Raw genomic sequence first — 13,795 nt, 5'->3', positions numbered from 1 at the left:
CCATGAATAGCTTCGCAACGGATCTGCAGCGCGTGCTGTGCATCGGCGGCGGCCCCGCCGGCCTCTACTTCGCGCTCCTGATGAAGGCCCGACGACCGGCGCTCGAGGTCACGGTGATCGAGCGCAACCGGCCCTTCGACACCTTCGGCTGGGGCGTGGTGCTGAGCGACCAGACGCTCGCCAACCTCGCGGCCGCCGACCCCGAAACGGCCGCGCTGATCGGCCGGGAGTTCCATCACTGGGACGACATCCAGGTGTTCTTCAAGGGACGCCAGGTGCGCTCGGGCGGCCACGGCTTCTGCGGCATCGGCCGCAAGCGACTCTTGAACATCCTGCAGGAGCGCTGCCTGGCGCTCGGCGTCAAGCTGGTGTTCGAGACCGACGCCACGGACGACCAGGCCTTGGCCGCGGAGTACGACGCCGACCTGGTGATCGCCAGCGACGGGCTCAACAGCCGCATCCGCCAGCGCTACGCCGAGGTCTTCGAGCCCGACATCGACCTGCGCCAATGCCGCTTTGTCTGGCTGGGCACGCACCAGACCTTCGATGCCTTCACCTTCGCCTTCGAGAAGACCGAGCACGGCTGGTTCCAGGCCCATGCCTATCAGTTCGACGACAAGACCTCGACCTTCATCGTCGAAACGCCCGAAGCGGTGTGGCAGGCCCACGGCCTCGACAAGATGGAGCAGCCCGAGGCGATCGCCTTCTGCGAGAAGCTCTTCGCCAAGTACCTCGGCGGCCACGAACTGATCAGCAACGCCACCCACCTGCGCGGCTCGGCCAACTGGATCCGCTTTCCGCGCGTGATCTGCAAGCACTGGACGCACCGCGTCGAGGTGAACGGCAAGACCGTGCCGGTGGTGCTGATGGGCGACGCCGCGCACACGGCGCACTTTTCGATCGGCTCGGGCACCAAGCTCGCGCTCGAGGATGCGATCGACCTCAGCGACGAGTTCGCGCGCGGCGGCAGCGTGGACCACGTGCTCGAAGCCTACGAGGCGCGGCGCAGCGTCGAGGTGCTCAAGATCCAGAACGCGGCGCGCAATTCGACCGAATGGTTCGAGAACGTGCACCGCTACACCGGCATGGAGATCGAGCAGTTCGCCTACTCGCTGCTGACGCGCTCGCAACGCATCAGCCACGAGAACCTGCGGCTGCGCGACACGCAATGGCTGGGCGGCTACGAGGCATGGCTCGCGGGCGGCAAGCCACTGCCGCCGATGCTGATGCCCCTCACGGTGCGCAGCCTCACGCTCAAGAACCGCATCCTGGTTTCGCCGATGGCGACCTACAGCGCGGTCGACGGCGTGCCGCAGGACTTTCTGCTCGTGCACCTCGGCGCGCGTGCGCTCGGCGGCGCCGCGATGGTGTTCGTCGAGATGACCAGCCCGACGCCCGAGGGCCGCATCACGCCCGGCTGCACGGGGCTCTACAACGATGCGCAGTCGACGGCCTTCAAGCGCATCGTCGACTTCGTGCACACGCAGACCACCGCGAAGATCGGCATGCAGCTGGGCCACAGCGGGCCGAAGGGCTCGACCCAGCTCGGCTGGGAAGAAATCGACGAACCGCTGCCGCAAGGCAACTGGCCGGTGATCGCCGCCAGCGCGCTGCCCTATGGCGAACAGAATCAGCTGCCCGCCGCGATGACGCGCGAGCAGATGGACACGCTGCGCGACCAGTTCGTCGCCTCGACCCGACGCGCGGCCGAGGCCGGCTTCGACTGGCTCGAGCTGCACTGCGCCCACGGCTACCTGCTGGCCTCCTTCATCAGCCCGCTGACCAATCTGCGCACCGACGAGTACGGCGGCAGCCTCGACAACCGCTGCCGCTATCCGCTCGAAGTGTTCCGCGCCATGCGCGCGGCCTGGCCCGCCGAGCGGCCGATGAGCGTGCGCATCTCGGCCCACGACTGGGCGCCCGGCGGCAACACCGATGCCGACGCGGTGGTGGTGGCGCGGCTCTTCAAGGAAGCGGGCTGCGACTTCATCGACGTCTCCTCGGGCCAGACCACGCGCGCGGCAAAGCCGGTGTACGGCCGCATGTACCAGACGCCTTTTGCAGACCGCATCCGCAACGAGGTGGGCATCTCGACCATCGCGGTCGGCGCCATCACCGATGCCGACCAGGCCAACAGCATCATCGCCGCGGGACGCGCCGACCTGTGCGCGATTGCCCGGCCGCACCTGGCCGACCCGGCGTGGACCCTGCACGAGACGGCCAAGCTGCAAAGCCGCGACGTCGATTGGCCCAAGCAATACCTGAGCGGGCGCGACCAGATGTACCGCGAGATCGCCAAGCAGCAGCAGCTGGCTGCCGCGATGGCAGCGCCGGCCGTTCCTCGCAATACCGAGGAGGAGCAATAGCATGGACCTTGAAGCGCGAGCCCACAGCGAGCATCCCGAGGAACTGCGGCTCTGGCTGCGCCTTCTGACCTGCACCCAACTGATCGAGAAGCAGGTGCGCAACGAGCTGCGCGAGCAGTTCGCCACCACGCTGCCCCGCTTCGACCTGATGTCGCAGCTCGAACGCTCGCCGGACGGGCTGAAGATGAACGAGCTGTCGCGCCGCATGATGGTCACCGGCGGCAACGTCACCGGCATCACCGACCAGCTGGTGGCCGAGGGGCTGGTCGAGCGCGTCGACGTCGAGGGCGATCGACGCGCCTGGCGCGTGCGCCTCACGACGCGCGGCCGCAAGCTCTTCAACGAGATGGCGCAACAGCACGAGGCCTGGATCGTCGATGCCTTCGCGGGCCTGAGCGCGAAGGAGATCACGCAGCTCCACAGGCTGCTCGGCAAGGTCAAGCAGCATTCACATCAGCAATTGGCGGAGGCCCTATGAAGCACTACATCGGCGCAGGCAGTCCCATGCGCGCGCAATTCGAGCCGAAGGCCGGCTACGAGGCCGAGCATTTCAGCTGGTCGTTCGCGGACGGCATCGGCACCGTCACGCTGAACCGGCCGGAGCGCAAGAATCCGCTGACCTTCGATTCGTATGCAGAGCTGCGCGACCTGTTCCGCGCGCTGAATTTCGCGACCGACGTCAAGGCGATCGTCGTGACGGGCGCGGGCGGCAACTTCTGTTCCGGCGGCGACGTGCACGAGATCATCGGGCCCCTCACGCAGATGCGCATGCCGGAGCTGCTTGAGTTCACGCGCATGACCGGCGACCTGGTGAAGGCAATCCGCCATTGCCCGCAACCGATCGTCGGCGCGATCGACGGCGTCTGCGCCGGCGCCGGCGCGATGATCGCGCTGGCCTGCGACCTGCGCTACGGCACGCCCGCGGCGCGCACCGCGTTCCTCTTCACGCGCGTCGGACTGGCCGGCGCCGACATGGGCGCCTGCGCGCTGCTGCCGCGCGTGATCGGCCAGGGCCGCGCCTCGGAGCTGCTCTTCACCGGCCGCGCGATGACGGCGCAGGAAGGCCACGCCTGGGGTTTCTTCAATGCGCTGCACGAGAGCGATGCGCTGCTCGGCGCCGCCACCACGGTGGCGCGCGAACTCGCTGAAGGCCCGAGCTTTGCGCACGGCATGACCAAGACCATGCTGTCGCAGGAATGGGCGATGACCATCGACCAGGCGATCGAGGCCGAGGCGCAGGCGCAGGCGATCTGCATGCAGACCGAGGACTTCAGGCGCGCCTTCGAGGCCTTTGCCGCCAAGCGCAAGCCGGTGTTCGGGGGGGACTGACGCAATGGCCGCCTCGCCCACACCTCCTTCCACGGCGCACCTGGCGCTGCCCTTCTTCGACGATGCGCACCGGGCGTTGGCACGCGAGCTGCTGCCCTGGGCCGCCGCGCAGTCGGTGGACGAGCGCGATGACCGCGCCGCCTGCCGCGACTGGGTGAAGCGGCTCGGCCAGGGCGGCTGGCTGCGCTATTGCGTGCCGGCTTCTGCGGGCGGCGCGCTGGAGCGCCTCGATTCGCGCGCGCTGGTGCTGCTGCGCGAGACGCTGGCCTTCCACTCGCCGCTGGCCGATTTCGCTTTTGCGATGCAAGGCCTGGGCAGCGGCGCCATCACGCTGGCGGGCAATGCATCGCAACAGAGCGACTATCTGGGCGCCGTGGCGCGCGGCGACAAGATCGCGGCCTTCGCGCTCAGCGAACCCGAGGCCGGCTCGGACGTCGGCGCGATGGCGATGCAGGCCGTCGGCACTTCTGACAGCTGGCGGCTCACGGGCGAGAAGACCTGGATCAGCAATGGCGGCATTGCGGACTTCTACTGCGTGTTCGCGAAAACCGATCCGGCTGCCGGCTCGCGCGGCATCACGGCCTTCGTCGTCGATGCGGACACGGCCGGACTCGACACCTCGGCGCACATCGAAGTGATGGCGCCGCACCCGCTCGCCACGCTGCGCTTCGACGGCTGCCTCGTGCCGCGCGAGGCCCAGCTCGGCGAGTTGCATGGCGGCTTCAAGCTCGCGATGCGCACGCTCGACATCTTTCGCGCCTCGGTGGCCGGCGCTGCGCTCGGCATGGCGCGGCGCGCGCTGGCCGAAGCGGTCCATCACGCGACCCACCGGCGCATGTTCGGCCAGACGCTGGCCGACTTCCAGCTCACGCAGGCGAAGCTCGGCGAGATGGCGGCACTGATCGACGGCGCGGCGCTGCTCACCTACCGGGCCGCCTGGATGCGCGACGACAGCGAAACCCGCGGCGCGCCCGCCGCCGCCGACCTCACGGCCGCGGCGGCCATGGCCAAGATGTGCGCGACCGAGAACGCAAGCCGCGTGATCGACATGGCGCTGCAGATGCATGGCGGCCTTGGCGTGAAGGTGGGCACCAAGGTGGAGAGCCTCTACCGCGATATCCGCTCGCTGCGCATCTACGAGGGTGCGACCGAGGTGCAGCAACTGATCATCGGCAAGGCCGTGCTGCGGAGCCAGACATGAGTGCACAGGTCGATCGCTTCGTCCACGACCGGCTGCCGCCGGCCGATCAACTGCCGATGTTCCGCTACGACCGGCCCGAATTGCAGTTGCCCGATCAGCTCAATCTGGTGGAAGCCCTGTTCGACAAGGCCATGTCTCAGGGCCTGGCGGACAAGCCGATGCTGCGCTCGCCGGATCGCACCCTGAGCTACGGCGAAGTAGCGGCCGAGGTCAACCGCATCGCGCAGGTGCTGGTGGAAGACCTGGGCCTTGTGCCCGGCAATCGCGTGCTGTTGCGCGGCGGCAATTCGATCGCCATGGCGCTGGCCTGGCTGGCGGTGGTCAAGGCCGGCCTGATCGCTGTCGCCACCATGCCGCTGCTGCGGGCAAAGGAGCTGGGCGACATCATCGAGAAATCGCGGCCGGTGGTTGCGCTGTGCGACGGCAAGTTGCTCGACGAGCTGCGGATCGCGCAGCAGGCGCATCCGGTGCTGCACACCCTCGTAGCCTTCAATCAGCCGGACGCGCCCGATTCGCTGACCGCGCGTGCCGCCAAAAAAAGCGGCGTGTTCAAGGCCTGCCCCACGGCCGCCGACGACATCGCGCTCTTGGCCTTCACCTCCGGCACCACCGGCAAGCCGAAGGCGCCGGTGACCACGCACCGCGACGTGCTTGCGATGTGCGAGACCTGGCCGCGCCACGTGCTGCAGGCCCGCAGCGACGACATCGTGCTGGGGTCGCCGCCGCTGGCCTTTACCTTCGGCCTGGGCGGCCTGCTGATCTTCCCGATGTGGGCAGGGGCCTCGGTGTACTTCCACGACGCCCCCTACACGCCCGAGACGATGGTCAAGGCCATCCGCGAGGCCGGCGCCACCATCTGCTACACGGCGCCCACTTTCTACAGACAGATGGCGCCCTTCGCCAAGGCTTCGGGCTTGCCGAGCCTGCGCATCAGCGTGAGCGCGGGCGAGGCCCTGCCCGACGCAACCCGCCAGCTGTGGAAGGAGGCCACGGGCATCGAGATGCTGGACGGCATCGGCGGCACCGAGGTGTTCCACATCTACATTTCGGCCGCCGGCGACCAGGTTCGGCGCGGCGCGGTCGGCAAGGTCGTGCCCGGCTTCACCGCCAAGGTGGTGGACGACGAGGGCAACGAAGTGCCGCGCGGCACCGTCGGCAAGCTGGCGCTCATCGGGCCGGTCGGATGCCGCTACCTCGACGATCCGCGGCAGGCCGACTATGTGAAGAAGGGCTGGAACTACCCCGGCGACGCCTTCGTGCAGGACGAGGACGGCTATTTCTTCTACCAGTCGCGCGCCGACGACATGATCATCACCGCAGGCTACAACGTCGGCGGGCCGGAGGTCGAAGATGCGCTGCTGAAGCATCCGGCGGTCGCCGAATGCGGCGTGATAGGCAAGCCCGACGCGGAGCGCGGAATGATCGTCAAGGCCTTCTGCGTGCTGAAGCCCGGCCACACCGGCGATGCGGCGCTGGTCAAGGCGCTGCAGGACCACGTCAAGGCCACCATCGCGCCCTTCAAATACCCACGGGAGATCGAGTTCGTCGCGGGGCTGCCTCGCACCGAGACCGGCAAGCTCCAACGATTCAAACTGAGGCAAATCACACCATGATCAAACTTTTGCAACCGCCCGGCTGGGCACCCCCGAAGGGCTATGCGAACGGCGTCGCCGCGCGCGGCACGATGGTGTTCGTCGGCGGCCAGGTCGGCTGGAATGCACAGCAGCAGTTCGTGTCGGACGACTTCATCGAGCAGACCGGGCAGGCCCTGCGCAACATCGCCGACATCCTGCACGAAGCCGGCGCCGGCCCCGAACACATGGTGCGCATGACCTGGTACGTGACCGATCGGGATGAGTACAACCGGCGCCTGGGCGAGCTCGGGCCTGTCTATCGCGAAACGATGGGCCGGAACTTCCCGGCGATGACTTGCGTGCAGGTCGCAGCGCTGGTGGAGTCGCGCGCCAAGGTGGAGATCGAGGTCACGGCGGTGCTGCCCGACTGAGCCCGGCGGCTTCCGCGCGCGCCGGCAGCCTCAGAGTACTTCCTCGTGGGTCGCTGGCTCGGCGCCCGGATCCGAGAGGATGAGCGCTGCGCGATAGGCAGCGCGCCCCGCGATCTTCGTTTCGGCTGCCAGCTTTTTCCATAGCTGTTCCCGCTCGACCGGCGACAGGGCCGTGGGCTGATCGATCAATGAATGCGCGATCGCCAGCAGCGAAATGGCCGATGTCAGGCAAAAACTGAGTGCCGCCGTCGTCGGACGGCTGCGGTAATTCGCCTGTTCGCCGCGACGAATCTGGTCTTCCTCGCTCGGACTGAGAGAAAGAAGATCGGTCGTCGGGTGAAATGGAACGGCAGGTTCGTCATTGAAAATATAGTCGACCGCCTGCTCGACAGCGCCCATTGCGTTTTCAATCAGACCCCGTGAAATCGAAGGGTCGGTCATGAAAGTCCCTTATTTGCGCAATTCACAGACTTCTCGTCCTTCAACTGTTCTCGAATCGGCCAGATGTTACACATGTCACGCGCATGCATCCGTGATCTTTGTCACGCGGCTCAGGCGTTTTGGGCTCGTTTCGCCATGAAAAAGAGTAGTTTGGCACTAGCGACAAACTGAGGAGAAAAGAACCCGAAATCGATGGCGCGCAGTCTTTTTCTTGAGGCGCCAGAAAGCAAAACGCCCACTCGAAAGTGGGCGTTTTGCTTATTCATCAACAACCTTTTGGGTTGCCGGAAATTTGGTTGCGCGAGCAAGATTTGAACTTGCGACCTTTGGGTTATGAGCCCAACGAGCTACCAGGCTGCTCCATCGCGCGGCAAGATGAAATTATAGCTTATTCTTCGCCGGCCTGCTCGTCGGCAGGGGCTTCAGTCACTTCGGGACGATCAACCAGTTCGACCAGCGCCATCGGCGCGTTGTCGCCCACGCGGAACCCCATTTTCAGGATGCGCGTGTAGCCGCCCGGACGTGCTTGGTAGCGAGGACCGAGTTCGCCGAACAGCTTGACCACGCTGTCGCGGTCGCGCAGGCGATCGAAGGCCAGGCGCTTGTTGGCGACCGTCGGCTTCTTGGCCAGGGTGATCATCGGCTCGATGACGCGGCGCAGTTCCTTGGCCTTGGGGACCGTGGTCTTGATGACCTCGTGCTCGATGAGCGAGTTCATCATGTTCTGCAGCATCGCGAGGCGGTGCGAGCTGGTGCGGTTGAGTTTGCGGAGTCCGTGTCCGTGACGCATGGTGCTTTTCCTTTACTTTATAAAAACAGGCAGCCGTGTCAGGTACTGCCCGGTGCAACACACAGGTGTGGTGATTCTTAACGCTTATCCAGACCGGCCGGCGGCCAGCTTTCGAGCTTCATGCCCAAGGTCAGGCCGCGCGAGGCGAGCACTTCCTTGATTTCGTTCAGCGACTTGCGACCCAGGTTCGGGGTCTTGAGCAGCTCGTTCTCGGTGCGCTGGATCAAGTCACCGATGTAGTAGATGTTCTCGGCCTTCAGGCAGTTGGCCGAACGCACCGTGAGTTCGAGCTCGTCGACCGGACGCAGCAGGATCGGATCGAACTGCTGGGCGCTGCGCGGTGCGGGTGCATCGAACGCGGCCAGTTCGCCGCCTTCGAGCTGCGCGAACACGGCCAGCTGCTCGACCAGGATCTTGGCCGAGGCGCGAACCGCGTCTTCGGCGGTGATCGCGCCGTTGGTCTCGATCTCGACCAGGAGCTTGTCGAGGTCGGTACGCTGCTCGACACGGGCGCTTTCGACCGTGTAGCTCACGCGCTTGACCGGCGAGAACGAGGCGTCGAGCACGATGCGGCCGATCGACTTGGTCGGCTCGTCCGCATAGCGGCGCATCGTGCCGGGCACATAGCCGCGGCCCTTCTCGACCTTGATCTGCATGTCGAGCTTGCCGCCCTGCGACAGATGGGCGATCACGTGGTCGGGGTTGATGATCTCGACGTCGTGCGGCGTCTGGATGTCCGACGCGGTGACCGCGCCTTCGCCGTCCTTGCGCAGGCTCAACGTGACTTCGTCGCGGTTGTGGAGCTTGAACACCACGCCCTTGAGGTTCAGCAGGATGTTGACGACATCTTCCTGCACGCCATCGATCGACGAGTACTCATGCAGCACGCCGGCGATCGTCACTTCGGTGGCGGAGTAACCGACCATCGACGACAGCAGCACGCGGCGCAGCGCGTTGCCGAGCGTGTGGCCATAGCCGCGCTCGAAGGGCTCGAGCGTGACCTTGGCCTTGTTGGCGGCCAGTTGCTCGACCTGAATGGTCTTGGGTTTCAGCAGGGTGGTTTGCATTCAGACTTCCTCTCAATACCCCCGGTTCGTTACACCGGTAAGGCTGGTGAAGTGCCCACACGCGGTGCGGCGCGGGAGGGAACAAAAAATCAAAGAACGGGCCGCCGCCAGGCGGCACGTTGTCGTCTGTGACTCGTTAACGCGAGTACAGCTCCACGATCAGCGATTCGTTGATGTCGGCCGCGAATTCGTCGCGATCGGGCACCTTCTTGAAAGTACCTTCGGCCTTGTCGGCGTTCACTTCGACCCAGGCCGGGATGCCGACCTGCTGGGCGAGTTGCAGCGCTTCGGCGATGCGGGTCTGCTTCTTCGACTTGTCGCGCACTGCGATCACGTCGCCGGTCTTGACCAGGTACGACGGGATATTGACCGACTGGCCGTTCACCGTGATCGCCTTGTGCGAAACCAGCTGGCGCGCTTCGGCGCGCGTCGAGCCGAAGCCCATGCGGTAGACCACGTTGTCCAGGCGCGATTCGAGGATGAACAGCAGGTTGGCGCCGGTGTTGCCACGGCGGCGATCGGCTTCCTCGAAATAGCGGCGGAACTGCTTCTCGAGCACGCCGTACATGCGCTTGACCTTCTGCTTCTCGCGCAGTTGCAGGCCGAAGTCGGAGGTGCGCTGACCCGAGGTGCGGCCATGCTGGCCGGGCTTGGAGTCGAATTTGGCCTTGTCCTGGATCGAACGACGGGCGCTCTTCAGGAACAGGTCGGTGCCTTCGCGACGGGAGAGTTTGGCCTTGGGGCCGAGGTAGCGTGCCACTTGATCTTCCTTTATGTCATCTGCCGCAGAGGCTGTCTGCGGGAGCCATCAGCGGCGTGCCGATGGCGGTGGGCTTGTTGAAAAACAAAACGCGCAGCCGGCTCGAAAGCTGACTGCGCCGGGCGTCTTCGCCTTAGATGCGGCGGCGCTTTTGCGGACGGCAGCCGTTGTGCGGAACCGGCGTCACATCGGCGATCGAGTTGATGCGGATGCCGAGCGCGGCGAGTGCGCGCACCGACGATTCGCGTCCCGGGCCCGGGCCCTTGATCTCGACGTCGAGGTTCTTGATGCCTTGTTCCACCGCAGCGCGACCGGCGACTTCCGAAGCGACCTGCGCAGCGAACGGCGTCGATTTGCGCGAGCCCTTGAAGCCCTGGCCACCCGACGACGCCCACGACAGGGCGTTGCCCTGGCGATCGGTGATCGTGATGATCGTGTTGTTGAACGAGGCGTGCACGTGCGCGACGCCGTCCGCAACGTTCTTGCGGACCTTCTTGCGAACGCGTTGCGCTGCGTTGTTGGCAGGAGCTTTAGCCATGCTGATCTATCCTTACTTCTTCAGGGATTGCGCGGCCTTGCGCGGACCCTTGCGGGTGCGGGCGTTGGTGCGCGTGCGCTGGCCGCGCATAGGCAGGCCGCGACGGTGACGGAAGCCGCGGTAGCAGCCGATGTCCATCAAGCGCTTGATGTTCATCGTCGTTTCGCGACGCAGGTCACCTTCGATGGTGAAGAGCGCGATCTGGTCGCGGATCTTCTCGAGATCGGCGTCGGTCAGATCCTTGATCTTCTTCGAATACTCGATGCCGCTCGCTTCGCAGATCTTGCGGGCGCGGGTGCGACCGATGCCGAAGATGGCGGTCAGGCCGATCTCAGCGTGCTTGTGCGGCGGAATGTTGATGCCAGCAATACGTGCCATGTGCGTCCTCTAATACTCTTTCAATCAACCCTGGCGCTGCTTGTGGCGCGGGTCGGTACAGATCACGCGCACCACACCCTTGCGGCGGATGATCTTGCAATTACGGCAAATGGTTTTGACCGAAGCCGAAACTCTCATTTCATTCTCCTAAAACTCTGTCCAACCCGGCGACTCATTTCGCCCGAAACACGATGCGCGCCCGGCTCAAGTCATAGGGCGTCAACTCGACGGTGACCTTGTCACCTGGAAGGATGCGGATGTAGTGCATCCGCATCTTTCCGGAAATATGTCCCAAGACGACGTGCCCATTTTCCAGCTTCACCCGGAAGGTCGCATTCGGCAGGTTCTCCTGAACCTCGCCCTGCATCTGGATGACATCGTCCTTCGACATCTCAATCGCCTAGGAAGTCTTGAAATTGGCCTTCTTTAACAGCGATTCGTACTGCTGCGACATCATGTAGTTCTGCACTTGGGCCATGAAGTCCATCGTGACAACCACGATGATCAGCAGAGAGGTGCCGCCAAAATAGAACGGCACGTTGTATTTCAGGATCAGGAACTCGGGCAGCAGGCAGACGAAGGTGATGTACACCGCGCCGGCCAGCGTCAGACGAACCAGGATCTTGTCGATATAGCGCGCAGTCTGGTCGCCCGGACGAATGCCCGGAATGAACGCACCGCTCTTCTTCAGGTTATCCGCCGTCTCGCGGCTGTTGAACACGAGCGCCGTGTAGAAGAAGCAGAAGAACACGATCGCGGTGGCATAGAGCAGCACGTAGATCGGCTGCCCCGGCGTCAGCGCGCTCGCGATGTCCTTGATCCAGCGCATGCTCTCGCCGGTGCTGAACCAGCCCACCACGGTGGTCGGCAGCAGGATGATCGACGACGCGAAGATCGGCGGGATCACGCCGGCCATGTTCAGCTTCAGCGGCAGGTGCGAGGACTGGCCGCCGTAGACCTTGTTGCCGACCTGACGCCGCGCGTAGTTCACCAGGATCTTGCGCTGACCGCGTTCGACGAACACGACGAAGTAGGTCACCAGGATGACCACCGCGACGATGAACAGCGCGATGATCACGTTCATGGCGCCGGTGCGTACCAGTTCGAGCAAGCCGCCGATCGCGCTCGGCAAGCCGGCTGCGATGCCCGCGAAGATCAGGATCGAGATCCCGTTGCCCAGACCGCGCTCTGTGATCTGCTCGCCGAGCCACATCAGGAACATCGAGCCCGCCGTGAGGCTGACCATCGCCGTGATGCGGAAGCCGAAGCCGGGCGAGATCACCAAGCCTGCCGACGATTCCAGCGCCACAGCGATGCTGAAGGACTGGAACAGGGCCAGGCCCAGCGTGCCGTAGCGCGTGTACTGGGTGATCTTGCGCCGGCCGGCTTCGCCTTCCTTCTTCAACTGCTCGAAGGTCGGCACCACGTAGGTCATCAACTGCATGATGATCGACGCGGAGATGTACGGCATGATGCCCAACGCGAACACGGTGAAGCGCGACAGCGCCCCGCCGGAGAACATGTTGAACAGGCTCAGGATGCCGCCCTGCTGGCCCTGGAACAGCTGCGCGAGTTGGTCCGGGTTGATGCCCGGCACCGGAATGTGAGCTCCGATGCGATAGACCACGAGCGCGAGCAGCAAAAAGACGAGCCGGCGACGCAGGTCGCCGAACTTGCCTGTTTTTGCGAGCGTTGCCGCGTTGGTTGCCACGAAGACTTCTTTCAGTCCGATCAGGCCACGCTGCCGCCGGCTGCTTCGATCGCAGCCTTGGCGCCGGCGCTCGCACCGATGCCGGTCAGCTTGACGGCCTTGGTGAGTTCACCCGACTTGATGACCTTGACGACCTTGGCGATCTGACCGACCAGGCCGGCTTGCTTGAGCGCCAGCACGTCGACTTCGGCCAGGCCGAGCTTCTCGAGCGAGGTCAGCGTCACCTCGGCGTTGTACTTGAGCAGCTGCGACTTGAAGCCACGCTTGGGCAGACGGCGCTGCAGCGGCATCTGGCCGCCTTCGAAGCCGACCTTGTGGAAACCGCCCGCACGCGACTTCTGGCCCTTGTGGCCGCGGCCCGCGGTCTTGCCGAGGCCGGAGCCGATACCGCGTCCGACACGGCGCTTGGCGTGCTTGGAGCCGTCAGCCGGCTTGATGCCATTGAGTTCCATATACGTCTCTCTTAGCGACTCTGTTTAGAGCACTTTGACCAGATAACTGATCTTGTTGATCATGCCGCGCACCGCGGGCGTGTCTTGCAGTTCGCTCACGCTGTTGAGCTTGCGCAGACCCAGACCACGCACGGTGGCGCGATGCGATTCCTTGGTGCCGATCGGGCTCTTGACCAATTGCACCTTGAGGGTTTGTTGTTGCGTCGTCATGTCGATGCTTCCGTTCAGGCGGTGAAGAGTTCTTCGACGGTCAGGCCGCGCTTGGCAGCGACTTCGGACGCCGTCGTCGAATTCTTCAGGCCGTCCAGCGTGGCGCGGACCATGTTGTAGGGGTTCGAGGAACCATGGCTCTTGGCCACGATGTCGGTGATGCCCATGACTTCGAACACGGCGCGCATCGGGCCGCCGGCGATGATGCCGGTACCCTTCGGCGCCGGGATCATGACCACCGAGGCAGCGCCCCAATGGCCCGTCACGCGGTGATGCAGCGTGCCATTCTTGATCGAGATCTTCGCGAGGTTGCGGCGTGCTTCTTCCATCGCCTTTTGCACGGCAGCCGGCACTTCCTTCGACTTGCCCTTGCCCATGCCGACGCGGCCGTCGCCGTCACCCACCACGGTGAGTGCTGCGAAACCGAGGATACGACCGCCCTTCACCACCTTGGTGACGCGGTTGATCGCGATCATCTTCTCGCGCAGACCGTCTTCGGGGCCTTCGCTCTGCGTTCTTGCCTGAATCTTTGCCATTTTGAATCTCG

18 protein-coding genes and 1 tRNA gene are annotated in these 13,795 nt (G+C 64.8%); 6 read left to right on the top strand and 13 right to left on the bottom strand.

Translation table 11 applies throughout. The annotated features are described in order from the left end of the window. Window positions 1–2 precede the first annotated feature (2 nt). The 6 genes from AC3A6B_RS08680 to AC3A6B_RS08655 are packed head-to-tail and all read left to right on the top strand — an operon-like array spanning window position 3 to window position 6,901. A complete protein-coding gene (locus AC3A6B_RS08680; RefSeq protein WP_487836312.1) occupies window positions 3–2,366 on the top strand; it encodes a bifunctional salicylyl-CoA 5-hydroxylase/oxidoreductase in 2,364 nt (787 codons plus the stop codon). Between the two features lies 1 nt (window position 2,367). Further along, window positions 2,368–2,844: a MarR family winged helix-turn-helix transcriptional regulator gene (locus AC3A6B_RS08675; protein ID WP_487836311.1), complete on the top strand. Its 477-nt coding sequence runs from the start codon at window positions 2,368–2,370 to the stop codon at window positions 2,842–2,844. After that, entirely contained in the window at window positions 2,841–3,695 is an 855-nt protein-coding gene (locus AC3A6B_RS08670; RefSeq protein ID WP_487836310.1) for an enoyl-CoA hydratase family protein, read from the top strand. Before AC3A6B_RS08675 ends, AC3A6B_RS08670 begins: the two co-directional genes overlap by 4 nt. Before the next feature lie 4 nt (window positions 3,696–3,699). Further along, window positions 3,700–4,896, top strand: coding sequence for an acyl-CoA dehydrogenase family protein (locus tag AC3A6B_RS08665; protein ID WP_487836309.1), 1,197 nt, complete (start codon window positions 3,700–3,702; stop codon window positions 4,894–4,896). Beyond that, on the top strand, window positions 4,893–6,509 hold the full coding sequence (locus tag AC3A6B_RS08660) for an AMP-binding protein (RefSeq protein WP_487836308.1): 1,617 nt from the start codon (window positions 4,893–4,895) through the stop codon (window positions 6,507–6,509). Before AC3A6B_RS08665 ends, AC3A6B_RS08660 begins: the two co-directional genes overlap by 4 nt. Further along, a complete protein-coding gene (locus tag AC3A6B_RS08655) occupies window positions 6,506–6,901 on the top strand; it encodes a RidA family protein (RefSeq protein ID WP_487836307.1) in 396 nt (131 codons plus the stop codon). Before AC3A6B_RS08660 ends, AC3A6B_RS08655 begins: the two co-directional genes overlap by 4 nt. Before the next feature lie 30 nt (window positions 6,902–6,931). Here AC3A6B_RS08655 and AC3A6B_RS08650 read toward each other — a convergent pair whose 3' ends face one another. The 13 genes from AC3A6B_RS08650 to rpsE form a co-directional block, all read right to left on the bottom strand. After that, window positions 6,932–7,342 (bottom strand): hypothetical protein, encoded by a 411-nt coding sequence (locus AC3A6B_RS08650; protein ID WP_487836306.1) that lies wholly within the window; start codon window positions 7,340–7,342, stop codon window positions 6,932–6,934. 293 nt (window positions 7,343–7,635) lie between these two features. Beyond that, window positions 7,636–7,712: transfer RNA gene (locus tag AC3A6B_RS08645), tRNA-Met, on the bottom strand. Window positions 7,713–7,730: 18 nt separating this feature from the next. After that, window positions 7,731–8,132: a 50S ribosomal protein L17 gene (rplQ, locus tag AC3A6B_RS08640; protein ID WP_093105301.1), complete on the bottom strand. Its 402-nt coding sequence runs from the start codon at window positions 8,130–8,132 to the stop codon at window positions 7,731–7,733. Between the two features lie 77 nt (window positions 8,133–8,209). Continuing rightward, a complete protein-coding gene (locus AC3A6B_RS08635) occupies window positions 8,210–9,199 on the bottom strand; it encodes a DNA-directed RNA polymerase subunit alpha (RefSeq protein WP_028250818.1) in 990 nt (329 codons plus the stop codon). Between the two features lie 136 nt (window positions 9,200–9,335). Beyond that, window positions 9,336–9,959 carry a 30S ribosomal protein S4 gene (gene rpsD, locus AC3A6B_RS08630; protein WP_126838170.1) on the bottom strand — a complete coding sequence of 208 codons (624 nt, stop codon included), beginning with the start codon at window positions 9,957–9,959 and terminating at the stop codon, window positions 9,336–9,338. A 133-nt stretch (window positions 9,960–10,092) separates the two neighbouring features. After that, window positions 10,093–10,497 (bottom strand): 30S ribosomal protein S11, encoded by a 405-nt coding sequence (rpsK, locus tag AC3A6B_RS08625; protein WP_068674563.1) that lies wholly within the window; start codon window positions 10,495–10,497, stop codon window positions 10,093–10,095. Between the two features lie 12 nt (window positions 10,498–10,509). Next, the gene (gene rpsM, locus AC3A6B_RS08620; RefSeq protein ID WP_019653977.1) at window positions 10,510–10,875 is read right to left on the bottom strand and encodes a 30S ribosomal protein S13; all 366 of its coding nucleotides are present in this window, start codon (window positions 10,873–10,875) and stop codon (window positions 10,510–10,512) included. Window positions 10,876–10,899: 24 nt separating this feature from the next. Next, window positions 10,900–11,013 carry a 50S ribosomal protein L36 gene (rpmJ, locus tag AC3A6B_RS08615; RefSeq protein ID WP_038201958.1) on the bottom strand — a complete coding sequence of 38 codons (114 nt, stop codon included), beginning with the start codon at window positions 11,011–11,013 and terminating at the stop codon, window positions 10,900–10,902. Between the two features lie 34 nt (window positions 11,014–11,047). Then, window positions 11,048–11,266, bottom strand: a complete 219-nt coding sequence (gene infA / locus AC3A6B_RS08610; protein ID WP_487836305.1) for a translation initiation factor IF-1 — start codon at window positions 11,264–11,266, stop codon at window positions 11,048–11,050. Window positions 11,267–11,275: 9 nt separating this feature from the next. Further along, window positions 11,276–12,586, bottom strand: coding sequence for a preprotein translocase subunit SecY (secY, locus tag AC3A6B_RS08605; RefSeq protein ID WP_487836304.1), 1,311 nt, complete (start codon window positions 12,584–12,586; stop codon window positions 11,276–11,278). A 20-nt stretch (window positions 12,587–12,606) separates the two neighbouring features. After that, the gene (rplO, locus tag AC3A6B_RS08600) at window positions 12,607–13,038 is read right to left on the bottom strand and encodes a 50S ribosomal protein L15 (protein WP_093105289.1); all 432 of its coding nucleotides are present in this window, start codon (window positions 13,036–13,038) and stop codon (window positions 12,607–12,609) included. 24 nt (window positions 13,039–13,062) lie between these two features. Beyond that, the gene (gene rpmD / locus AC3A6B_RS08595; RefSeq protein ID WP_009124818.1) at window positions 13,063–13,248 is read right to left on the bottom strand and encodes a 50S ribosomal protein L30; all 186 of its coding nucleotides are present in this window, start codon (window positions 13,246–13,248) and stop codon (window positions 13,063–13,065) included. A gap of 14 nt (window positions 13,249–13,262) precedes the next feature. Beyond that, window positions 13,263–13,784 (bottom strand): 30S ribosomal protein S5, encoded by a 522-nt coding sequence (gene rpsE / locus AC3A6B_RS08590; RefSeq protein ID WP_487836303.1) that lies wholly within the window; start codon window positions 13,782–13,784, stop codon window positions 13,263–13,265. Window positions 13,785–13,795: the final 11 nt, after the last annotated feature.

This window comes from Variovorax sp. Soil_C_33, assembly GCF_057656935.1.
This window is presented reverse-complemented; position numbering and strand designations above follow the sequence as displayed.